18 protein-coding genes and 1 pseudogene are annotated in these 23614 nt (G+C 60.0%); 13 read left to right on the top strand and 6 right to left on the bottom strand.

The window, feature by feature from the left end:
- Nucleotides 1–146: 146 nt before the first annotated feature.
- Both dapC and IB254_RS14910 read left to right on the top strand, forming a co-directional pair.
- Nucleotides 147–1346: a succinyldiaminopimelate transaminase gene (gene dapC, locus IB254_RS14915; protein ID WP_192417908.1), complete on the top strand. Its 1200-nt coding sequence runs from the start codon at nucleotides 147–149 to the stop codon at nucleotides 1344–1346.
- A gap of 159 nt (nucleotides 1347–1505) precedes the next feature.
- Nucleotides 1506–2258, top strand: a complete 753-nt coding sequence (locus IB254_RS14910) for a M12 family metallopeptidase (protein ID WP_192417907.1) — start codon at nucleotides 1506–1508, stop codon at nucleotides 2256–2258.
- A 51-nt stretch (nucleotides 2259–2309) separates the two neighbouring features.
- Here the strand turns inward: IB254_RS14910 and IB254_RS14905 are convergent, their stop codons facing one another.
- Nucleotides 2310–3941 carry a Na+/H+ antiporter gene (locus IB254_RS14905; protein ID WP_192417906.1) on the bottom strand — a complete coding sequence of 544 codons (1632 nt, stop codon included), beginning with the start codon at nucleotides 3939–3941 and terminating at the stop codon, nucleotides 2310–2312.
- Nucleotides 3942–4228: 287 nt separating this feature from the next.
- On the opposite strand from IB254_RS14905, the gene IB254_RS14900 reads away from it, so the two are divergent.
- The 4 genes from IB254_RS14900 to IB254_RS14885 all read left to right on the top strand — a co-directional run bounded on the left by IB254_RS14900 (nucleotide 4229) and on the right by IB254_RS14885 (nucleotide 7431).
- Nucleotides 4229–4591, top strand: coding sequence for an ArsC family reductase (locus IB254_RS14900; RefSeq protein WP_008039388.1), 363 nt, complete (start codon nucleotides 4229–4231; stop codon nucleotides 4589–4591).
- A gap of 33 nt (nucleotides 4592–4624) precedes the next feature.
- Entirely contained in the window at nucleotides 4625–5659 is a 1035-nt protein-coding gene (gene dapD / locus IB254_RS14895; protein WP_008039387.1) for a 2,3,4,5-tetrahydropyridine-2,6-dicarboxylate N-succinyltransferase, read from the top strand.
- Between the two features lie 165 nt (nucleotides 5660–5824).
- Entirely contained in the window at nucleotides 5825–7030 is a 1206-nt protein-coding gene (locus IB254_RS14890) for a cysteine desulfurase (protein ID WP_192417905.1), read from the top strand.
- A complete protein-coding gene (locus IB254_RS14885; RefSeq protein WP_192417904.1) occupies nucleotides 7027–7431 on the top strand; it encodes a SufE family protein in 405 nt (134 codons plus the stop codon). Before IB254_RS14890 ends, IB254_RS14885 begins: the two co-directional genes overlap by 4 nt.
- Nucleotides 7432–7508: 77 nt before the next feature.
- Here the strand turns inward: IB254_RS14885 and tcdA are convergent, their stop codons facing one another.
- Nucleotides 7509–8324 (bottom strand): tRNA cyclic N6-threonylcarbamoyladenosine(37) synthase TcdA, encoded by an 816-nt coding sequence (gene tcdA / locus IB254_RS14880; protein ID WP_412548223.1) that lies wholly within the window; start codon nucleotides 8322–8324, stop codon nucleotides 7509–7511.
- A 211-nt stretch (nucleotides 8325–8535) separates the two neighbouring features.
- Here tcdA and IB254_RS14875 point away from each other — a divergent pair, with 211 nt between their 5' ends.
- From IB254_RS14875 to IB254_RS14860, 4 genes are all read left to right on the top strand, one after another.
- Nucleotides 8536–11127: a glycosyltransferase gene (locus IB254_RS14875; protein WP_032829235.1), complete on the top strand. Its 2592-nt coding sequence runs from the start codon at nucleotides 8536–8538 to the stop codon at nucleotides 11125–11127.
- A gap of 188 nt (nucleotides 11128–11315) precedes the next feature.
- Nucleotides 11316–12467, top strand: a complete 1152-nt coding sequence (gene dapE, locus IB254_RS14870; protein ID WP_008035465.1) for a succinyl-diaminopimelate desuccinylase — start codon at nucleotides 11316–11318, stop codon at nucleotides 12465–12467.
- Nucleotides 12467–13279, top strand: a complete 813-nt coding sequence (locus IB254_RS14865; protein WP_008039372.1) for a putative RNA methyltransferase — start codon at nucleotides 12467–12469, stop codon at nucleotides 13277–13279. The genes dapE and IB254_RS14865 overlap by 1 nt, the downstream gene beginning before the upstream one ends.
- 75 nt (nucleotides 13280–13354) lie before the next feature.
- Entirely contained in the window at nucleotides 13355–13732 is a 378-nt protein-coding gene (locus tag IB254_RS14860) for a hypothetical protein (RefSeq protein WP_008035469.1), read from the top strand.
- A 142-nt stretch (nucleotides 13733–13874) separates the two neighbouring features.
- Here IB254_RS14860 and IB254_RS14855 read toward each other — a convergent pair whose 3' ends face one another.
- Entirely contained in the window at nucleotides 13875–14084 is a 210-nt protein-coding gene (locus tag IB254_RS14855; protein ID WP_008035470.1) for a cold-shock protein, read from the bottom strand.
- Between the two features lie 235 nt (nucleotides 14085–14319).
- On the opposite strand from IB254_RS14855, the gene plsB reads away from it, so the two are divergent.
- The 3 genes from plsB (at nucleotide 14320) to IB254_RS14840 (ending at nucleotide 18079) form a co-directional block, all read left to right on the top strand.
- Entirely contained in the window at nucleotides 14320–16821 is a 2502-nt protein-coding gene (plsB, locus tag IB254_RS14850) for a glycerol-3-phosphate 1-O-acyltransferase PlsB (RefSeq protein ID WP_192417902.1), read from the top strand.
- Nucleotides 16822–16950: 129 nt separating this feature from the next.
- A complete protein-coding gene (locus tag IB254_RS14845; RefSeq protein WP_192417901.1) occupies nucleotides 16951–17349 on the top strand; it encodes a YbaY family lipoprotein in 399 nt (132 codons plus the stop codon).
- A gap of 40 nt (nucleotides 17350–17389) precedes the next feature.
- Nucleotides 17390–18079: a DUF4197 domain-containing protein gene (locus tag IB254_RS14840; protein WP_192417900.1), complete on the top strand. Its 690-nt coding sequence runs from the start codon at nucleotides 17390–17392 to the stop codon at nucleotides 18077–18079.
- A 9-nt stretch (nucleotides 18080–18088) separates the two neighbouring features.
- Here IB254_RS14840 and IB254_RS14835 read toward each other — a convergent pair.
- From IB254_RS14835 to IB254_RS14825, 3 genes and pseudogenes are all read right to left on the bottom strand, one after another.
- Nucleotides 18089–19207, bottom strand: a pseudogene (locus tag IB254_RS14835) (Fic family protein).
- A gap of 234 nt (nucleotides 19208–19441) precedes the next feature.
- Nucleotides 19442–22507 (bottom strand): efflux RND transporter permease subunit, encoded by a 3066-nt coding sequence (locus tag IB254_RS14830; protein ID WP_192417899.1) that lies wholly within the window; start codon nucleotides 22505–22507, stop codon nucleotides 19442–19444.
- Nucleotides 22508–22513: 6 nt separating this feature from the next.
- A complete protein-coding gene (locus tag IB254_RS14825; RefSeq protein ID WP_192417898.1) occupies nucleotides 22514–23614 on the bottom strand; it encodes an efflux RND transporter periplasmic adaptor subunit in 1101 nt (366 codons plus the stop codon).

Here is a 23614-nt window from a genome sequence, read left to right as displayed (position 1 = left end):
TTTCCCCCTGTGGAGACCTGTCCTTTGTAGGAGCCGGCTTGCTGGCGATGGCATCGCCTCGGTGTGTCAGTCACACCGGAGTGATGCAATCGCCAGCAAGCCGGCTCCTACAGAATGCAGGTGTTCACATTGAACGAGATCTACCGATGAACAACGCTCTGTCCCAGTTGCAGCCTTACCCGTTCGAGAAGCTCCGCGCCCTGCTCGGCAGCGTCACGCCAAACCCGGACAAGCGCCCTATCGCGCTGTCCATCGGCGAGCCGAAGCACCGTTCGCCAAGCTTTGTCGCCGAAGCCCTGGCAAGCAATCTGGACCAGATGGCCGTCTATCCGACCACCCTCGGCATTGCGGCCCTGCGTGAAGCCATCGCCGCGTGGTGCGAACGCCGCTTCAACGTACCGAACGGCTGGCTCGACCCGGCGCGCAACGTACTGCCGGTCAACGGCACCCGCGAAGCGCTGTTCGCGTTCACCCAGACCGTGGTCAACCGTGGCGACGACGCCCTGGTGGTCAGCCCGAACCCGTTCTATCAGATCTATGAAGGTGCCGCGTTCCTCGCCGGCGCCAAGCCGCATTACCTGCCGTGCCTGGACGAGAATGGCTTCAATCCGGATTTCGATGCCGTTTCCCCGGACATCTGGAAGCGTTGCCAGATCCTGTTCCTGTGCTCGCCGGGCAACCCGACCGGCGCGTTGATCCCGGTCGAAACCCTGAAAAAGCTGATCGCCCTGGCCGACGAGCACGACTTCGTGATCGCTGCGGACGAGTGCTACAGCGAACTGTATTTCAACGAACAAACCCCGCCCGCCGGCCTGCTCAGTGCCTGCGCGGAACTGGGCCGCAAAGACTTCAAACGCTGCGTGGTGTTCCACAGCCTGTCCAAGCGCTCCAACCTGCCAGGCCTGCGTTCGGGTTTCGTGGCGGGTGATGCCGAGATTCTCAAAGGCTTCCTGCTGTACCGCACCTACCACGGCTGCGCGATGCCGGTTCAGACTCAACTGGCCAGCGTTGCTGCCTGGAATGACGAAGTGCATGTGCGCGCCAACCGTGCGCTGTATCGCGAGAAGTATGACGCGGTGCTGGAAATCCTCGGCCCGGTGATGGACGTGCAGCGCCCGGATGGCGGTTTTTACCTGTGGCCGAATGTTGAAGGTGATGACGAGGCGTTCTGCCGCGATCTGTTCGTCGAAGAACATGTGACCGTGGTGCCTGGCTCTTATCTGTCCCGTGACGTTGACGGCGCGAATCCGGGTGCCGGTCGGGTGCGCATGGCGCTGGTTGCGCCACTGGCTGAGTGTGTGGAAGCCGCTGAACGCATCCGCGCCTTTATAACTCGCCACAAATAAAATGAAACTTGCCTGCACTGTGCAACGCAGTGCAGGCTTCAATGATCTGTGCAACAGCAATTAATAAATACCAACTTTACGCCAAACCAAACTTCAAACTAACCTCCGCTAGAACCTCAATCCATCAACAACTTTAGAGTTCTACCAAGGAGAACAACAATGCCTGACACACACCCATGTAAAATTATCAGCAGCTTTGACGAACAAGCGTCTTATGACGCGGCCATTAATGAAAACTCCGACAACAGAAACACTTCTTCCAGTGGAGGCAGACAAAAACGTGGCGTCGCCACTCATAGTAAGTTCTGGGCCAGTCACAGGACGCTTAAAATCGCCTTTATCAACCCTCCCTCCGATGCACACCGCCAAGCCGCGATAGCAGCCATCAAGCAGTGGCAGCCCTCCATCAACCTGAAACTGGAGTTCGCAAGCGATGCTGAAGGCGATATTAGAATCACCATGGAGCCGCCTGCGAACTATTCAGCCATTGGCACCGATGCCACGCTACGCGGGCCTGGCGAGAATACGATGAACATCGGTACCGAGCTGACACATCCGGGGTTTGAAAGTACCGTCTTGCATGAGTTCGGCCATGCACTCGGGATGGAGCATGAACACCAACATCCCAAAGCCGATATCCCATGGAACAAACCATTCATGTACCACTATTACCTGACCAGACATAACTGGTCCAAAGAGGAAGTCGATCACAACTTTTTCAGAACACTGGATACAGCAACCACACAACTCCCCCCTTACGACCCGAAATCAATCATGCACTATGAGATTCACAACGATATGACTTCAGGTGATTGGTCTATCGAAAAAAACACTACTATCAGCCAAAACGATCGTCGACTAATGCGCAAAATATACCCAAAACAGGACGATAGTGTTTACCTCAACAAGTAACACTTCAGTCATTAACACCCTGACCACTTGAAGATTTAATGAGTCGGTCACCTAAGTTACGCGCCCAAGATTGGCTTCACTCAAATCAAGCTCTCCGAGCACCTCGCGCAACACGTCATCACCAATCTGGTGGTGACGGCTGAGCTTATACAACTCCAGGCGTTGCGCTCGCAGCGCCTTCAAGCGCAGGCGCCGTTCCAACAGGTCCATCTGAAACGCCAGCGCCTGGGCTTCCGCCGAATCGTTGAACACCTCCAGTTGATGCCGATACTCGGACATGATCCGCGCCTTGAGTTCGACAGCGAGCGCTGCCTGGGCGGCGTCCTGCGGATTGGCCTCTTCGGTTTCGAGCGCATGAATGGCAGCTTCGGCGGTCTTGCGCCAGGCGTCGCGCACTTCACTGCGACGTTTGTCATCAGGACTCTTCTCGATGCCGCGAAGCAACATTGGCAATGCAATACACGCCGCAATCAGCGACAGCAGAATGACCCCGGCCGCGATGAAAATCAGCAGATCGCGCTCAGGAAACGCCTTATTCCCCATCAGTATCGGCACTGACAACACACCTGCCAGCGTCACCGCACCGCGCACCCCGCCGACGGTCAACAACCAACAGGAGCGCGCCGTCGGCACTTGCGTCATTTCGCCCTTGCCGCGCCAGCGACGCAGCAGCCCCGACAATCGCCAGATGCTCTGCACCCAGACAAATCGCAACACCACCAACACCAGGAAAATCGCCACCACGTCGAGGCAACGATAGAGCAGCGTTGGCCACAACGAAGTTTCGTGGCTGGCCACGGCTTTGATGATGTCCGGCAACTGCAATCCCAGCAGCAGGAAGATCAGCCCGTTAAACGCGAACTCCAGCAGTGACCAGACGCTGCGGTTGAGCAGTCGGGTGCTGGTCTGGCGCGGCAGCAGATCGAGCCAGCTCTGCATCATCCCGGCCGCCACGGCAGACAGAATCCCCGAGCCCCCCAGGCGTTCGGCCAGCACGTAAGCCGCAAACGGCAGCAACAACATGAAGACGACGTGAGTCGCCGGATCATCCCAACCGCGAGCAATCATCCACGAGCGCAAACGCCCGACCAGCCAACTCAACGCAACACCGACCGCCAGGCCACCGACTGCCACCAACACGAACGTCAGGCTGGCGTTGGCCAGCGAGAACACCCCCGTCACCGCGGCGACCAGAGCGAACTTGAAGGTCACCAGGCCCGACGCGTCATTCATCAGCGCCTCGCCCTGCAGCATGTGCATCAGCGGCGTCGGCAGACGGTTTTGAGAGATCGCCGAGACGGCCACGGCATCCGTTGGCGACAACACCGCCGCCAGGGCAAAAGCCACCGGTAGCGGAATGCTCGGCAACAACCAGTGGATGAAGTAACCCGCACCGACGACGGTAAACAGCACCAGGCCGACCGCCAAGGTCAGGATCGGCCCCCGCAGTCGCCAAAGCTCGCGCTTGGGCATGCGCCAGCCGTCGGAGAACAACAGCGGCGGCAGAAACAAAAACAGAAACAATTCCGGGTCCAGGGCGACGTGCAAACCGAGCGTCGGCCAGGCCAGCAAGGCGCCGGCACCGATTTGCACCAGCGGCAATGGCAACGGGATCACGCGTCCGACCAGGCGCGAAACACTGACCAGCATCAACAGGATCAGGACGGTGTAGGCGGTTTGCATAAAGCGCGGTTCCCGGACAATCGACAGCATTGAAGTGCCATATTAGCCGCTTAGACTGCGGGTTGACCGTTGTACCAATGTCGCAGGCTGTCGCCAGCCTCGAAAAAACCCAAACCCTGTAGGAGCCGAGCTTGCTCGCGAAAGCGGCAGGTCAGCCACTATCAATGTTGAATGTCAGGCCGCTTTCGCGAGCAAGCTCGGCTCCTACAGGGTTTTGCGTTTTAACCGGACGGTCATGGCATAATCCGTCACCTTTTTTTTCCAGCACCTGTAAAGGGGGCAATTCCTTGACCGATTCAAGCAAAACGTTGCACCTTTTCGGCATCAAAGCCTGCGACACCATGAAAAAGGCGCGCACCTGGCTCGATGAACACGCTGTCAGCTATGACTTTCATGATTACAAAGCGGTCGGAATCGACCGTGAACACCTGAGCCAATGGTGCGACGAGCACGGCTGGCAAGTGGTGTTGAACCGTGCAGGCACGACCTTTCGCAAGCTCGACGACGAACGCAAAGCCGATCTCGACCAGCCGAAAGCCATCGAACTGATGCTCGCACAACCCTCGATGATCAAGCGCCCGGTGCTCGATCTCGGTGACCGAACCCTGATTGGCTTCAAGCCAGATATCTACGCGGCAGCGCTCAAGTAAGCCAGCCCGTTCAATTTTGTTAGAGGTATTTACATGTCCACTTCCGTATTCAGCCTGGCCTTTGGTGTCGGCACTCAAAATCGTCAGGGCGCATGGCTCGAAGTGTTTTACGCTCAGCCGCTGCTCAACCCGTCGGCCGATCTGGTCGCGGCCATCGCGCCGGTTCTGGGTTACACCGAAGGCAATCAGGCCATCGCGTTCAGCACCGCCCAGGCTTCGCAACTGGCTGAAGCACTGAAAGGTGTCGACGCAGCCCAGGCCGCCCTGCTGACCCGTCTGGCCGAAAGCCACAAGCCGCTGGTCGCCACCATTCTGGCCGAAGATGCACCGCTGACTTCCACGCCTGAGGCTTACCTCAAGCTGCACCTGCTGTCCCATCGCCTGGTCAAGCCGCACGGCCTGAACCTGGCCGGCGTGTTCCCGCTGCTGCCGAACGTCGCCTGGACCAGCCAGGGCGCGATCGATCTCGCCGAACTGGCCGAACATCAACTGGAAGCCCGTCTGCGCGGCGAGCTGCTGGAAGTGTTCTCGGTCGACAAATTCCCGAAAATGACCGACTACGTCGTGCCGGCCGGCGTGCGTATCGCTGATGCCGCCCGTATCCGTCTGGGCGCTTACGTCGGCGAAGGCACCACCGTGATGCACGAAGGTTTCGTCAACTTCAACGCCGGAACCGAAGGCCCGGGCATGATCGAAGGCCGCGTTTCCGCTGGCGTGTTCGTCGGCAAGGGTTCGGACCTGGGCGGCGGTTGCTCGACCATGGGCACCCTGTCGGGCGGCGGCAACATCGTGATCAAGGTCGGCGAAGGCTGCCTGATCGGCGCCAACGCCGGTATCGGTATCCCGTTGGGCGACCGCAACACCGTTGAATCGGGCCTGTACGTGACCGCTGGCACCAAAGTGGCGCTGCTGGACGAAAACAACAAACTGGTCAAAGTCGTGAAGGCTCGTGAACTGGCCGGTCAGCCAGACCTGCTGTTCCGTCGCAATTCGGAAACCGGTGCAGTGGAATGCAAAACCCACAAATCGGCGATCGAACTGAACGAAGCGCTGCACGCTCACAACTAAGCAGAGCGTCACGACCACCTGTTCTTGTAGGAGCGAGGCTTGCCCGCGAAGCTTTTGGGGATCTCACCGGCCCCTTCGCGAGCAAGCTTCGCTCCTACAGGTCCGGCGTAGCCCAGACCATCAGGTCAGGCGTACGTCCGCCCATGTTTAGCAGGGCCCGATAGCATGATGATTCTCTCTCCCTGGCGCGCCGATTTTCCGGCCATCGCCGCCCTGCAACGGCAAGACCAGACCTATCTGGACAACGCCGCCACCACGCAAAAACCTCAAGCCTTGCTGGATGCCCTGGCGCATTACTACGCCAATGGCGCAGCCAACGTGCATCGGGCGCAACACTTGCCCGGCGCGCATGCCACCCAGGCGTTCGAGGACAGCCGCAATAAAGTCGCGCAATGGCTGAATGCCGGTGATTGCGGACAGATCATCTTCACCCACGGCGCGACCTCTGCGCTGAACCTCCTGGCCTATGGCCTGGAACACCTGTTCAATCCGGGCGATGAAATTGTCATCAGCGCCCTGGAGCACCACGCCAACCTGCTGCCATGGCAGCAACTGGCCCACCGTCGCGATCTGAAACTGGTGATCCTGCCGCTGGACGCCGACGGCTTGATCGACCTGGATGCCGCCGCCGCGTTGATCGGCCCGCGAACCCGCTTGCTGGCGGTCAGTCAGCTGTCCAACGTGCTCGGCGCCTGGCAGCCATTGCCCGCGCTGCTGGCGCTGGCCAAGGCACACAACGCGTTGACCGTGGTCGATGGCGCCCAAGGCGTGGTCCATGGCCGGCACGATGTGCAGGCGCTGGGTTGCGACTTTTATGTCTTTTCCAGCCACAAGCTCTATGGCCCGGATGGCCTGGGGGTGTTGTTCGGCCGCCACGAGGTGCTCAAGCAACTGCGCCATTGGCAGTTCGGCGGCGAAATGGTGCTGGATGCGGATTACCAGCACGCACGCTTTCGTCCTGCTCCGCTCGGTTTCGAGGCTGGAACGCCGCCGATCTCCAGCGTGATTGGCCTCGGGGCGACTCTGGATTACCTCGCCGGCCTCGATCAGGACGCGGTTTCGTCCCATGAAGCCGCGCTGCACCATTGCCTGTTGAAAGGCCTTGAGGCGCGTAACGGCATTCGCTTGCTGGGCAAACCGCAACTGGCCCTGGCGAGTTTTGTCGTCGAGGGTGTGCATAACTCTGATCTGGCGCACTTGCTGACAGAACAGGGGATCGCGGTGCGCGCCGGTCATCATTGCGCGATGCCGCTGCTGAAAAGCTTTGAACTGGCCGGGGCGATTCGGGTGTCGCTGGCGCTGTACAACGATTCCGAAGACCTGGAACGGTTCTTCGTAGCGCTGGATCAGGCACTGGAGTTGTTGCGATGAGCTTGCCTGCCGCTGCCGTCTCCGCGCTGGAAACGTTTCAGAACGCCGCTGGCTGGGAGCAACGCGCGCGACTGCTGATGCAATGGGGCGACCGGCTGCCGGCGTTGAGCGATGTGGATAAAGTCGACGCCAATCGCGTGCATGGCTGTGAAAGTCAGGTGTGGTTGGTGGGATCGTTGCAGGACGGTCACTGGCAGTTTGCCGCGAGCAGCGACGCACGGTTGATTCGCGGGTTGGTGGCGTTGCTGCTGGCGCGGGTTAACGGGTTGTCGGCGGTCGAGTTGCAGCAGGTCGACCTGCCGGACTGGTTCAGTCAGTTGGGACTGTCGCGACAGCTCTCCCCTTCGCGCAGCAATGGCCTCAATGCCGTGCTCCAGCGAATGCGAGAACTCGCCCTGTAGGAGCCGGCTTGCTGGCGATGGCATCGATGCGGTCATTCAGTTACACCGCGGTGATGCCATCGCCAGCAAGCCGGCTCCTACAGGGATTTGATTTTGTCTGCCGGGCGCCGCACACCCGCGACAATCTTATCCACAGCCTTGGTCGCCGCGACCATGCCGAACGTTGCGGTCACCATCATCACCGCACCAAACCCGCCCGCGCAGTCCAGCTTCACGCCATCCCCGACAAAACTCTTCTGCAGGCAAATACTGCCGTCGGGTTTCGGATAACGCAGCTGCTCGGTGGAGAACACGCACGGCACGCTGTAATGACGGGTCACGGTGCGGGAGAAGTTGTAATCGCGGCGCAGGGTCGAGCGCACTTTCGAGGCCAACGGGTCGTTGAATGTGCGGTTCAGGTCGCAGACCTGGATCAACGTCGGGTCGATCTGCCCGCCCGCCCCGCCCGTGGTGATGATCTGGATCTTGCGGCGTTTGCACCAGGCGATCAGCGCCGCCTTGGCGTTGACGCTGTCAATGCAGTCGATCACACAGTCGATATTCGGCGTGATGTATTCGGCCATGGTGTCGCGGGTGACGAAATCCGCCACCGCGTGCACCGTGCAATCCGGGTTGATCCCGCGCAGGCGCTCGGCCATCACCTCGACCTTGGGCTTGCCGACGGTGCTGTCCAGCGCATGCAACTGACGGTTGGCATTGCTGACGCAGACGTCGTCGAGGTCGAACAGCGAAATCTCGCCCACGCCACACCGCGCCACCGCTTCCGCAGCCCAGGAACCGACGCCACCGACGCCAACAATCGCCACGTGCGCCGCGCGCAGGCGCTCTAGCCCTTCGATGCCGTACAAACGGGCGATGCCTGCAAACCGCGGATCTTCTGTGCTCATGACCATTACCCCAAAAACCGGCGCGCATTATAGGGCCACACGCCAAAAGATCTAAGCTACAAGCGACAAGTGTAAGAACTTATGTGAAAGCCGATTGCCCAACGTCGTGCAATTCCCTGTCCGATGTACGTTCAGTGAACTGCCGGTGTAGGATGCGCGCCCCTTGGCGATCGCCAACCGTTCCTTCGTTCCACAGCCTTTGGAACCCGAAATAGCTATGTCATCGCGTAAATTTGGACTCAACCTGGTCGTGGTGCTCGCCATCGCAGCCTTGTTTACCGGCTTCTGGGCGCTGATCAATCGCCCGGTCACCGCCCCCAACTGGCCTGAACAGATCTCCGGTTTCTCGTACTCGCCGTTCCAGCAAGGCCAGTATCCGCAGAAAGAGCAGTACCCGACCGACGATCAAATGCGTCGCGATCTGGAGATCATGAGCAAGCTGACGGATAACATCCGTACCTACTCGGTCGATGGCACCCTGGGAGACATTCCCAAACTGGCAGAGGAATTCGGTCTGCGGGTCACCCTGGGGATCTGGATCAGCCCGGACCTGGAACGCAACGAGCGGGAAATCACCCGGGCCATCGAGATCGCCAACTCCTCACGCAGCGTGGTTCGTGTGGTCGTAGGCAACGAGGCCATCTTCCGTAAGGAAATTACCGCTGCCGAACTGAGCGTGCTCCTTGATCGCGTTCGCGCAGCCGTGAAGGTGCCGGTCACCACGTCCGAGCAATGGCACGTCTGGGAAGAACACCCGGAACTGGCCAAGCACGTCGACCTGATTGCCGCGCACGTCCTGCCTTACTGGGAATACATCCCGGTGGACAAGGCCGGCCAGTTCGTCCTCGACCGCGCTCGCGACCTGAAAAAGATGTTCCCGAAAAAACCGCTGCTGCTGTCCGAGGTTGGCTGGCCGAGCAATGGCCGCATGCGTGGCGGCACCGATGCGAGCCCGGCAGATCAGGCGATCTACCTGCGTACGCTGGTGAACAAGCTTAACCGCCAGGGTTTCAACTACTTCGTGATCGAAGCGTTTGACCAACCGTGGAAGGCCAGTGACGAAGGTTCGGTGGGCGCGTATTGGGGCGTGTTCAACGCCGCGCGCCAGCAGAAATTCAACTTCGAAGGCCCGGTCGTCGCGATCCCGCAATGGCGCGTGCTGGCCATCGGCTCGGCGGTGTTGGCCCTGCTGTCCCTGACCTTGCTGATGATTGACGGCTCGGCCCTGCGTCAACGTGGCCGTACCTTCCTGACCTTTATCGCCTTCTTGTGCGGTTCGGTGCTGGTGTGGATCGGCTACGACTACAGCCAGCAATACAGCACCTGGTTCAGCCTGACCGTAGGATTTCTCCTCGCACTCGGCGCACTCGGGGTCTTTATCGTACTGCTGACCGAGGCGCATGAACTGGCCGAAGCGGTCTGGACCCACAAACGCCGGCGTGAATTCCTGCCGGTGGTGGGCGATTCGGACTACAGGCCGAAAGTGTCGATTCACGTGCCGTGCTACAACGAGCCGCCGGAGATGGTCAAACAGACCCTCAACGCCCTGGCCAACCTCGACTATCCGGACTTCGAAGTCCTGATCATCGACAACAACACCAAGGACCCGGCAGTCTGGGAGCCGGTGCGCGATTACTGCGCAACCCTCGGTCCGCGCTTCAAGTTCTTCCACGTCGCGCCGCTGGCCGGCTTCAAGGGCGGCGCGCTGAACTACCTGATTCCGCACACCGCCAAGGATGCCGAAGTGATTGCGGTGATCGACTCCGATTACTGCGTCGATCCGAACTGGCTCAAGCACATGGTGCCGCACTTCGCCGATCCGAAAATCGCCGTGGTGCAGTCGCCGCAGGATTATCGCGACCAGAACGAAAGCACCTTCAAGAAGCTCTGCTACGCGGAATACAAAGGCTTCTTCCACATCGGCATGGTCACCCGTAACGACCGCGACGCGATCATCCAGCACGGCACCATGACCATGACCCGGCGCTCGGTGCTCGAGGAACTCGGCTGGGCCGACTGGTGCATCTGCGAAGACGCCGAGTTGGGTCTGCGCGTGTTCGAGAAAGGCTTGTCGGCGGCGTATTACCACACCAGCTACGGCAAAGGTCTGATGCCCGATACCTTTATCGACTTCAAGAAACAGCGTTTCCGCTGGGCCTACGGTGCGATTCAGATCATCAAGCGTCACACCGCCAGTCTGCTGCGCGGCAAGGACACCGAGTTGACCCGTGGCCAGCGCTACCACTTCCTCGCGGGCTGGTTGCCGTGGGTGGCGGATGGCATGAACATCTTCTTCACCGTGGGCGCACTGTTGTGGTCGGCGGCGATGATCATCGTGCCGCAGCGGGTCGATCCGCCGCTGCTGATTTTCGCGATCCCGCCATTGGCGTTGTTCGTGTTCAAGGTCGGCAAGATCATTTTCCTCTACCGTCGCGCCGTTGGCGTGAACCTCAAGGATGCGTTCTGTGCGGCGCTGGCCGGGCTGGCGTTGTCGCACACCATCGCCAAAGCGGTGCTGTACGGCTTCTTCACCAGCAGCATTCCGTTCTTCCGCACGCCGAAAAATGCCGACAACCACGGCTTCTGGGTGGCGATTTCGGAAGCGCGTGAAGAGATGTTCATCATGCTGCTGTTGTGGGGCGCGGCGCTGGGGATCTTCCTGGTGAACGGGCTGCCGAGCAACGACATGCGCTTCTGGGTGATCATGTTGCTGGTGCAGTCGCTGCCGTACCTGGCGGCGCTGATCATGGCGTTCCTGTCCTCGCTGCCGAAACCGGCCGTCGAGGCCGAAACGGCACCGGCAGTCTAAATCTTTGCAGATGCACTAAACGGCGGCCAATGGCCGCCGTTTTGCTTTAAGATAACCGCCATTTTGCGCGCCTGACCCACTACTGTAGGAGCTGGCTTGCCAGCGATCAAAACGACGCGGTTTGCCTGAAATACCGCCATCGCCGGCAAGCCGGCTCCTACAAATATGCCTTGCACCGGAGTTTTTCCATGACGGCCCACGCCGACCTTTCGCCGACCCTTCAACTCGCCATCGACCTGATCCGCCGTCCGTCCGTGACGCCGGTCGACGCCGATTGCCAGAAGCAGATGATGCAGCGCCTGGGCGATGCCGGTTTTATGCTTGAGCCAATGCGCATCGAAGATGTGGATAACTTCTGGGCCACCCACGGCAAGCACGACGGCCCGGTGCTGTGCTTCGCCGGCCACACCGACGTGGTGCCGACCGGTCCGGTGACCGCCTGGCAGATCGACCCGTTCAACGCGCTGATCGACGAACACGGCATGCTCTGCGGTCGTGGCGCAGCGGACATGAAAGGCAGCCTGGCGTCCATGACCGTGGCCGCCGAGCGCTTCGTCGCCGATTACCCGGATCACAAGGGCAAAGTCGCGTTCCTGATCACCAGCGATGAAGAAGGCCCGGCGCACCACGGCACGAAAGCGGTGGTTGAACGTCTGGCGGCACGCAAGGAGCGTCTGGACTGGTGCATCGTCGGCGAACCGTCGAGCACTACGCTGGTCGGTGACGTGGTCAAGAATGGCCGTCGCGGTTCCCTCGGTGCCAAGCTGACCGTGCGCGGTGTGCAAGGTCACGTCGCTTATCCGCACCTCGCCAAGAACCCGATCCACCTCGCCGCCCCGGCACTGGCCGAACTGGCCGCCGAGCATTGGGACCACGGCAACGATTTCTTCCCGCCGACCAGTTTCCAGATTTCCAATGTGAATTCCGGCACTGGCGCGACCAACGTGATCCCCGGTGATCTGGTGGCGGTGTTCAATTTCCGCTTCTCCACCGAGTCCACTGTTGAAGGCTTGCAGAAGCGCGTCGCCGATATCCTCGACAAGCATGGCCTGGACTGGCACATCGACTGGGCGCTGTCCGGCCTGCCGTTCCTCACCGAACCGGGCGCGTTGCTGGACGCCGTCGCGTCGAGCATCAAGGACATCACCGGTCGCGAAACCAAAGCCTCCACCAGCGGTGGCACCTCCGATGGCCGCTTTATCGCGACCATGGGTACACAGGTGGTTGAACTGGGCCCGGTCAACGCGACGATCCACCAGGTCAACGAGCGCGTGCTGGCCGCCGACCTCGACGTGCTGACCGAAATCTACTACCAGACCCTGATCAAGTTGCTCGCCTGATGCTTGCCTGCCCGATCTGCAGCGAACCGCTGAATGCGGTGGACAACGGCGTGGCCTGCCCCGCCGGGCATCGTTTCGACCGCGCGCGCCAGGGCTACCTGAACCTGTTGCCGGTGCAGCACAAGAACAGCCGCGACCCTGGGGATAACCTGGCCATGGTCGAAGCCCGGCGCGACTTCCTGAACGCCGGCCATTACGCGCCGGTGGCCAGGCGTCTCGCTGAGCTGGCGGCGCAATACGCGCCGCAGCGCTGGCTCGACATCGGTTGTGGCGAGGGTTACTACACCGCGCAAATTGCCGAGGCTCTGCCGAACGCTGACGGTTACGCATTGGATATTTCCCGAGAGGCGGTCAAACGCGCCTGCAAACGCAATCCGCAGCTGACCTGGTTGATCGCCAGCATGGCGCGGGTGCCGTTGGCGTCCGGCAGTTGTCAGTTTCTCGCCAGCGTCTTCAGCCCGCTGGACTGGGAAGAAGCCAAGCGCCTGCTCAGCCCCGGCGGCGGTTTGATGAAAGTCGGGCCGACCAGCGGGCACCTGATGGAATTGCGCGAGCGGCTGTACGACGAAGTGCGTGAGTACACCGACGACAAGCATCTGGCCTTGGTGCCGGACGGCATGGCGCTGCAACACAGTGAAACCCTGGAATTCAAGCTGACGCTTGCAAGTGGTCAGGATCGCGCCAACCTGTTGGCCATGACGCCTCATGGCTGGCGCGCCAGTGCCGAACGCCGGGCGGCGGTCATCGAACAGGTGGAGCCGTTCGAGGTCACTGTTTCGATGCGCTACGATTACTTTGTTCTTCAATCTTAATTTTTGGTCTTGAGCAGCAGCTTGAGGCCGGCTAAATCCGCGAATGGATTTTTCAGACCCGCAGTGAGGACATCCATGCGCCAACCCGATATCGAGATTTACCTGAAAGACGCCGACGTCGACCACAAGGCCGTATCCGCCTGGCTCGGCGCGGCTCTGGGCCCGTGCACCGATTGGGTTCAGAAAGGTCAGACCTACAAGTGCAAGGCCGGCAACGTGCCAGTGACCTGGCTGCCGAAAGCGGTAGGAAAATGGAACAGCCTGTACCTGGAAAGCGACCAGACCCCGTGGGAAGACGACATCGCCTGCGCCCGCGCCGCGTTTGCCGCGCTGAACGTAGAAGTACGTTGTGCGCCGGGCAGTTGGGTCGAGGAAGAAGGTGAAGAGACAGCGGATCGCTGGATGCGCATCAGCGCCGATGGCGAAGAAGAGATCACCTGGAAAACTGCTTAAAAGCCGCGACACAAATCAAATGTGGGAGCGAGCCTGCTCGCGATGAGGCCCTTTCAGTCAACATTGATGTTGAATGTCAGTCAGCTATCGCCGGCAAGCCGGTCTCGCTCCCACAGGGATTTCGGTGATCTGAAGTGTGGGTTTACAACCCCACCACATCCTCAGCCTGCAACCCCTTCTCCCCCGTCACTACGCCGTATTCAACCTGCTGGCCTTCAGTCAGCGAACGATGCCCTTCACCGCGAATCGCGCGGTAGTGCACGAACACGTCCACCCCGTCCTCGCGCTGGATGAAACCGTAGCCCTTGGCGTCGTTGAACCACTTCACGTTGCCGGTTTCGCGTGTTGCCATTTGTTCATACTCCCTTTTTATTATTGATCGGGCTTTTCGCAGGAAAGCCTCGGGAACGTCAGCCTGCGCATACCGGTCCCATGAGGGTGACGGCGACAGTGCGCCGAGTATATGTCAGACATTTAATCTCTCAATAGCACTTTGATTGCCGCTTTTTTGCCGATTTTCAGTGAATCCGGCACACTATCGACCGCCCGAGCAAACGCTCGGTTTATTCCACTCACGCAGAAGCCGTATGACCCGTTCCCCGTTCCGCCGTCTTGTGTTTGGCACCCTGCGCCGACTGCTCTATCTCTGGGTTCGCTCGGAGACGATCAATCAGTCGTCGTTCACCCTCAACCTCGACCGCAGCCGTCCGGTGTTCTACGTCCTGCAAAACCCTTCGCTGACCGACCTCGCCGTGGTCGACACCGAATGCAGCAAGGCCGGCCTGCCGCGCCCGGTGCTGCCGGTGTCTGTCGGCAATCTGCTGGAACCCGCCGCATTCTTTTACCTGACACCTGAGCCCGACTGGCTCGGTCGCCAGGACAAACGCGGCGCGCCACCGACCCTGACCCGACTGGTCAGCGCCCTGAGCCAGAACGCTGCCGAAGACGCGCAGATCATTCCGGTCAGCGTGTTCTGGGGCCAGTCGCCGGACAGCGAATCGAGTCCGTGGAAACTGCTGTTCGCCGATAGCTGGGCGGTTACCGGGCGCCTGCGCCGCTTGCTGAGCATCGTCGTGCTGGGGCGCAAGACCCGCGTGCAATTCTCCGCGCCGATCCACCTGCGTGAACTGATCGAGCACGACAAGGGCCACGAGCGCACCGTGCGCATGGCCCAGCGGATTCTGCGGGTGCACTTCCGCAACCTCAAAGCCGCGGTGATCGGCCCGGACATTTCCCACCGTCGCAACCTGGTCAAAGGCCTGCTCAACCAGCCGCTGGTCAAGCAAGCGATCCTCGACGAAGCCGAACGCGAGAATATCTCCCCGGAGAAAGCCAAGGCCCAGGCCCTGCGCTACGGCAACGAGATCGCCTCGGACTACACCTACACCGCGATCCGCTTCATGGAAGTGGTGCTGAGCTGGTTCTGGAACAAGATCTACGACGGCATCAAGGTCAACAATATCGAAGGCGTGCAGAAGGTCGCCCCGGGTTACGAAGTGATCTATGTGCCGTGCCACCGCAGCCATATCGACTACCTGCTGCTTTCGTATCTGCTGTTTCGCAACGGCCTGACCCCGCCGCACATCGCCGCCGGGATCAACCTAAACATGCCTGGGATCGGCGGTCTGCTGCGTCGCGGCGGTGCGTTCTTCATGCGCCGTACCTTCAAGGGCAACCCGCTGTACACCTCGGTGTTCAACGAATACCTGCACACCCTGTTCACCAAAGGCTTCCCGGTCGAGTATTTCGTCGAAGGCGGCCGCTCGCGCACCGGGCGCATGCTGCAACCGAAAACCGGGATGCTCGCGATCACCCTGCGCAGCTTCCTGCGCTCCTCGCGCATGCCGATCGTGTTCGTGCCGGTCTACATCGGTTATGAACGCGTGCTGGAAGGCCGGACTTACCTCGGCGAACTGCGTGGTGCGAGCAAGAAGAAAGAATCGATCTTCGACATCTTCAAAGTCATCGGCGCCCTGAAGCAGCGTTTCGGCCAGGTGGCGGTGAATTTCGGCGAGCCGATCAAACTGGCGGAATTCCTCGACAGCGAACAGCCAGACTGGCGTCAACAGGAACTCGGCCCACAGTTCAAACCGGCCTGGCTCAACGAAACCACCAACCGCCTCGGCGAGAAAGTCGCGCAGCACTTGAACGAAGCGGCAGCGATCAACCCGGTCAACCTCGTGGCGTTGGCATTGCTGTCCACCAGTCGTTTGGCACTGGACGATCGCGCCATGGCGCGGGTGCTGGATCTGTATCTGGCGCTGCTGCGCAAGGTTCCGTACTCGCCGCACACCACGTTGCCGGAAGGTGACGGCCGCGCGCTGATCGAGCATGTGAAGGAGATGGACCTGCTGTCCGAACAGAGCGATGCGCTGGGCAAGATTTTGTACCTGGACGAGCAAAACGCCGTCCTGATGACTTACTACCGCAACAACGTGCTGCACATTTTCGCGTTGCCGGCGTTGCTCGCGAGTTTCTTCCAGAGTGCGTCGCGCATGAGCCGCGAGCAGATCCTGCGCTACACCCGCGCACTGTATCCGTACCTGCAATCGGAGCTGTTCATTCGCTGGTCGCTGGACGAACTGGATGCCGTGATCGATCAATGGCTCGAAGCGTTCGTCGAGCAAGGCCTGCTGCGTTTCGAGAACGACGTTTACCTGCGTCCGGCACCAAGCTCGCGGCATTTCGTGTTGCTGACACTGCTGTCGAAGAGCATCGCCCAGACCTTGCAGCGCTTCTACATGACCGTTTCTCTGTTGCTCAACAGCGGCCAGAACAGCATCAGCGCCGAAGAACTGGAAGACCTCTGCACCGTGATGGCCCAGCGCCTGTCGATCCTGCATGGCTTAAACGCGCCGGAATTTTTCGACAAGAGCCTGTTCCGCCACTTCATCCAGACAATGCTCGACCTCGACGTGCTCAAGCGTGACGAGGCCGGCAAGCTTAGCTATCACGAACTGCTCGGCGAACTGGCCGAAGGTGCGGCGAAACGGGTGTTGTCGGCGGAGATCCGCTTGTCGATCCGTCAGGTGGCGTTGCATCGCAGTGAAGATGCGGCGGATCTGGTCGCCACACAGCCCGAGACATAACGCAAAACCCCTGTGGGAGCGAGACCGGCTTGCCGGCGATTGCGGTTTACCAGACGACACAAGTGTTGAATGTGAAACCGCAATCGCCGGCAAGCCGGTCTCGCTCCCACATTGATTCGGAGATCCACGGTGAAAAAACTCTCTCTATTGGCCATGACCGCTTTGCTGGGGGCCTGTCAATCAATGCAACCCGCCGCCAAAACCAGCCTCGATGGCGAAGTCTTCTACCTGCAACGCATCGCCCTGCCGCCGACTGCCACCCTGAGCGTCAGCTTGCAGGACGTATCGCTGGCCGACGCTCCTGCCGTGGTACTCGACGAGCAGAAAGGCCCGGTCAAAGGCCAGGTGCCACTGCCGTTCCATCTGAGTTACGATCCGGCGCAGGTCAAACCCGGCCATCGTTATTCCGTCAGCGCGCGAATCGAAGTGAATGGCCAACTGATGTTCATCACCACCGAACATCACGCCGTACAACTGAATGGCAGCGACCCGCAGCCACTGAAAATTCGCGTCGACGCCGTCCGTTAATACTTTTTTTGCTCATTTTTTTCCGAACAAGGAAGCCGCCATGTTCCGCCCTACCCTTCGCTTCGCCGGCCTGTGTGCAGGTTTGATGATTTCCGCCAGTGCCATGGCGCTGTCGCTCAGTGACTTGTCGCAAAAGGACGCTACCGGCGGCCTCAAGGATGCCCTGACCCAAGGCGCGCAACTGGCCGTGAAACAACTCGGCACACCGGGCGGCTTCAGCAACAACCCGGACGTGAAAATCGAACTGCCGGGCAAACTGGGCAAGGTTGCCAGCAAGATGAAACAGTTCGGCATGGGCGATCAGGTCGATCAGCTGGAAACCAGCATGAACAAAGCGGCGGAAACGGCCGTGGTCCAGGCTCAGCCGATCCTCGTGGATGCCGTGAAGAAGATGACGGTCGACGATGCCAAGGGCATTCTCAGCGGCGGTAATGACTCCGCCACGCAATACCTGAACAAAACCAGCCGTGAACAGATCCGCGCCAAGTTCCTGCCGATCGTCAAACAAGCCACCGACCAGGTTGGCCTGGCCAAGCAGTACAACTCGTTCGCCGGGCAAGCCGCGACCATGGGCGTGGTGGATGCGAAAAACGCCAACATCGAAAGCTACGTGACCGAGCAGGCCCTGAACGGTTTGTTCGAGATGATCGGCAAACAGGAAGAAACCATTCGCCAGAACCCTGCGGCGGCGGCGACCAGTTTGGCGAAGAAGGTGTTTGGTTCGCTCTAAGCCTTAGTGCTAAACCCTGTGGGAGCGGGCTTGCTCGCTCCCACAATGGTTCTGACAGATTTGGGTAAAACCACTGACAGCACGCAAGACGACCGAACACTGGAAATCAATGAAGTACGTCAAGTCGAGGTCATCAGCTTCAGTGTTCAGATAAGAGCGCCCTTACTTCACCGGCGCATTGCGCAACAAAATGCTGATCGCAATGTAACGAAAGGCAGAGAAGTCACTCTTGAACATGTACCAGTAGAACAACGCCCGCGCGACCCGCCCATTCCCATCACGGAAAGGATGCTCATAGCCCAAGGCAAAATGCAGCGCGATGCCTTTGATCAGGGGGTGAAGGTATTCCACGTGCTCAGGATCGTTGCGCGACTGGTTGATCCACTTCGCCAGCAACTGCAATCGTGACATCACTCCCGCAGCAGGAGGGGGCGTATGAACGGTGTTGCCTTCGCCATCCTGCACCACCACGTCATCATTGCCCCTGAACTCCCCTGGCGAGTATTGCGCATCATCAATGCCTTCGACGCCAACCCGGTGCATGTCCAAAATCAGCGCGACACTCAGGGGTTCATAACGTTTTTCCCAGGCGAAGTTCATCATTTTGAAATTGCCGATCACCATTCGCTCATCCGGCGTGCGCGGCCGGCGCTTGCGCTTGAGCATGTCCTTGGCCACCCGCGTGGTCGTCGCTGCACCTTCGAGTTGGCTGCTGCTGATCGCTTCGTCTTCGATCAGATCATTCAACAGATAGCTGAAATGCGCATGCTCGCCGATCTGACTGGTCATGAATTCCAGTGCAGCCGTTGTGGTTTGTCGATCGACGGCGGAAACCGCCTTGTGCGCCAGCGGCGTGAGCATGAAGTTGCCCCACTGAACAGGCTCGCCCAGCGGCAAAAGACTTGAGTATTGTGCCGTTCTGGCTTTCTTTACCAGCGCCCAACACAGGTTCGAATCCAGCCCCGGCGCCCAGCGATAACGCAACTCATCGAAGGGAAGATAGCGTCCCTGATCATCCAGCGGTTTGAGCAGGGCGAGGTAATCCGAGAGGCGCTCTTTGTGAGGTGACCTCCCCAACAGGTCGAACACCGGATCGGTCCGCCCCTTCAGCTTCGGTGGCTTTTTCATTATTGCTGTCTCAAAACCTCATGAAACTGAGGCTTGAGTACAGCATTCAGGTCCCTCTGACTCAATATCAGAGGTTTCTGAAATAGTTGTAGGAGCCGAGGATGCCTTCGCGGGCAAGTCGGATCGCCGCCCGCTCGCTCCTACAGGGAATATGTCGTTCGCAAATTATGCGGTCGACTCAAAACCTGTAGGAGCCAGGCTTGCCCGCGAAGGCGTCTTTGAATCCAACAAAAGTCAGACGGGTTCTTTCTTGATGCGGAACCATGCCGCATACAGCGCCGGCAAAAACAGCAACGTCAACGCCGTCGCGACAATCAATCCGCCCATGATCGCCACCGCCATCGGCCCGAAGAACACGCTGCGGGACAGCGGGATCATCGCCAATACGGCGGCGAGCGCGGTCAGCACGATCGGCCGGAAACGACGCACCGTGGCTTCGATAATCGCCTGCCACGGTTTGAGCCCGGCGGCGATGTCCTGCTCGATCTGGTCTACCAGAATCACCGAGTTACGCATGATCATCCCGGACAGCGCGATGGTCCCGAGCATGGCCACGAAACCGAACGGCTGGCGGAACACCATCAGAAACAGGGTCACCCCGATCAATCCCAATGGCGCTGTAAGAAACACCATCACCGTGCGTGAGAAGCTTCGCAGTTGCAGCATCAACAACGTCAGCACCACCACGATGAACAGCGGCACACCGGCCTTCACCGAATTCTGCCCACGAGCGGAATCCTCCACGGTCCCGCCGACTTCCAGCAAGTAGCCGTCAGGCAGTTCCGCGCGGATAGGATCGAGCGTCGGCATGATCTGCTGCACCAGCGTCGCCGGTTGTTCCTTGCCATAGATATCGGCGCGGACCGTCACGTTCGGCAAGCGGTTGCGGTGCCAGATGATGCCTTCTTCAAAGCCGTATTCCAGCGTCGCGATCTGCGACAACGCCACGCTTCGGCCGTTGTCGGTCGGCACCGCCAGGCTCGGCAGCAACGACAGTTCAGTGCGCTCATGCAACGTGCCGCGCAGCAGGATTTCGATCAACTCGTTGTCTTCGCGGTACTGACTGACGCTGGAACCGGTCAGCGAGCTTTGCAGAAACTTCGACAGGTTCGCGGTGCTCACGCCCAGCGCGCGGGCGCGGTCCTGATCGACGTTCAGATAAACCACTTTGCTCGGCTCTTCCCAGTCCAGGTGGACGTTGGCCACATGGGGATTCTCGCGAACCTTGGCCGCCACTTTTCGAGCCAGGGCGCGGACGTCCTCGATGTGTTCGCCGGTGACCCGGAACTGCACCGGATAGCCGACTGGCGGGCCGTTTTCCAGACGCGTCACCCGCGAACGCAGAGACGGAAATTGCTCGTTGAGGGTTTCGATCAGCCAGGTCCGCAGGGTTTCGCGGTCCTCGATGGTCTTGGCCAGGACGACAAACTGGGCGAAGCTCGCCGCAGGAAGTTGCTGATCCAGCGGCAGGTAAAAGCGCGGCGAACCGGTACCGACGTAGGCCACGTAATTATCGATGCCGGCGTGATCCTTCAGTAAACCTTCAAGGCGTTTAACCTCGTCGGCGGTGTTGCTCAGCGAAGCGCCTTCGGCCAGTTTCAGATCGACCATCAACTCCAGTCGCCCCGAGGCAGGGAAGAACTGCTGCGGTACAAAACGGAACAACACAATGGAGGCGATAAACAACACCACTGTCAGCGTGAGCACCGTTTTGCGCCAGCGCACGCACCACTCCACCAGGCGTCGGACACGTTCATAAAAAGGCGTGGCGTACGGATCTGGCTGACCAATGCCGTGTTTCGCTGCATGAATCTTCGCCAGATCCGGCAGGAGTTTTTCCCCCAGATACGGCACGAAAACCACGGCGGCAATCCACGACGCCAGCAGCGCGATGGTCACTACCTGGAAGATCGAACGCGTGTACTCGCCAGTGCCCGATTGCGCAGTGGCAATCGGCAAGAAACCGGCGGCCGTGATCAGCGTGCCGGTGAGCATCGGGAACGCGGTGCTGGTCCAGGCGTAACTCGCGGCTTTGATCCGGTCAAAGCCCTGCTCCATTTTGATCGCCATCATTTCCACGGCGATGATCGCGTCGTCCACCAGCAAGCCCAACGCCAGCACCAGCGCGCCAAGGGAAATCTTGTGCAGGCCGATGCCCAGGTAATACATGCAGGCGAAGGTCATCGCCAACACCAGCGGAATCGCCAGCGCCACCACCATGCCGGTGCGTACGCCGAGGGAGAAGAAGCTCACCAACAGGACGATGGCCAGGGCTTCCACCAACACTTGCACAAACTCACCGACACCGGTTTTCACCGCGGCGGGTTGATCGGAAACCTTGCGCAGCTGCATGCCGGCCGGAAGGTTTTTCTGGATCCTGGCGAACTCGATTTCCAGCGCCTTGCCCAGCACCAGAATGTCGCCGCCCTCCTTCATCGCCACGGCCAGACCGATGGCGTCTTCGGCCATAAAGCGCATGCGCGGCGCCGGAGGATCGTTGAAACCACGACGCACGTCCGCGACATCGGAGATACGGAACGTGCGATCACCGACGCGAATCGGGAAGTTCTTGATCTCTTCGACCGTCTGAAAATTCCCCGAAACCCGTAGCTGCAATCGCTCACTGGTGGTTTCAAAGAAACCGGCCGTGGACATCGCGTTCTGCTCTTCAAGTGCCTGCTGCACCGCCGCCAACGGCAAACCGAGGGTGGCGAGTTTGACGTTGGAGAGTTCGATCCAGACCTTCTCGTCCTGCAACCCGAGCAGGTCGACCTTGCCCACATCCTTGACCCGTTGCAGCTGAATCTGGATGCGGTCGGCGTAGTCCTTGAGCACCGCGTAATCAAAACCGTCGCCGGTCAGCGCGTAGATGTTGCCGAAGGTGGTACCGAATTCATCGTTGAAGAACGGGCCCTGAATGCCCGGTGGCAAGGTATGACGAATGTCGCCGATCTTCTTGCGGACCTGGTACCAGAGATCCGGAATCTGCACCGAGTGCATGGAGTCACGCGCAACGAACGTCACCTGGGACTCACCCGGTCGAGAGAACGAGACGATGCGCTCGTACTCGCCGGTTTCCATCAGCTTCTTTTCAATGCGTTCGCTGACCTGGCGCGACACTTCCTCAGCGGTGGCCCCCGGCCAGTTGGTGCGGATCACCATGGCCTTGAAGGTGAACGGCGGGTCTTCGCTCTGGCCCAGTTTGGTGTAGGAAAGTGCGCCGACAATCGCCAGCAACAGCATCAGGAACAGTACGATCTGACGGTTACGCAGCGCCCATTCGGAAAGATTGAAACCCATCGGGGATTACTCCTTACCCGCTAGATTGACCACGCGGTTGGAGCGATCCACCGGGCGCACTTGCTGCCCGTCGTGAAGCACATGCACACCGGCCGCCACTACCCAGTCACTGGCGTTCAGGCCTTCGAGCACCGGCACGGTTTTCTCGCCGAACGGGCCGACCCGGACCGGGGCTTTTTTCAGCGTATTGTTGGCGCTGAGCACCCACACGTAAGTGGCACCATTTTCGGCGGTAACCGCCGAGAGCGGTACCGACAGCGCCACGACGTCGGCAGTCTGGATAAACACCCGGGCGCTCTGGCCGAGCTCGGCCGGAACCTTGCCGGCGGTAAACGCAATGCGGGCGGCGAAGGTGCGGGACTTTGGATCAGCGGCGGGCGACAACTCACGGATGCGCCCGGCAAAACGCTGGTCAGGTTGGGTCCAGAGTTCCACCGACACCGGCTGCCCGACCTTGAAACGACCGAAGCTCTGTTCCGGCAGGCTGATCAACACTTCGCGCTCGCCATCGGTGGCGAGGGTAAACACGGTTTGACCGGCGGCGACGACTTGCCCGACTTCCACCGCACGCTTGGCCACCACACCATCCTGAGGCGCACGCAGCACGGCGTAGCTGGCCTGGTTGGTCGAGACGTTGAATTCGGCCTTGATCTGCTTCAGGCGCGCTTCACCGGATCTGTATAGGTTTTCGGAATTGTCGTACTGCGAGCGGCTGACCATCTGACGATCCATCAGGGTCTTGTAGCGGTCACGTTCGGCACGTACGAGATTGAGATTGGCTTCGGCCGCCGCGACCTGAGCGCGGGTGGCTTCCAGTTGCAGGCGGACGTCCTGGGGATCGAGTTCGGCCAGCGGTTGATCGGCCTTGACCCGCTGTCCTTCTTCGACCAGTCGTCGGCTGACTTTGCCGCCAATGCGAAACGCCAGATCCGGCTCGTAGCGAGCACGGACTTCACCGGGATAACTTTCCATCGCCTGCGCCGAAGGCTCTGGCTGCACCACCATGGCCGGTCGAACGGTGACTTGCGGCGCCTCTTCGTGACCACACGCAGACAATAAAAGCGCCAGACTGACTGGCAATGCGAGGGGCAAGGCATAGCGGAACAT

Origin of the sequence: Pseudomonas sp. PDM03 (assembly GCF_014852385.1) — a bacterium.
GTDB classification, from domain to species: Bacteria; Pseudomonadota; Gammaproteobacteria; order Pseudomonadales; family Pseudomonadaceae; genus Aquipseudomonas; species Aquipseudomonas migulae.
This window is presented reverse-complemented; position numbering and strand designations above follow the sequence as displayed.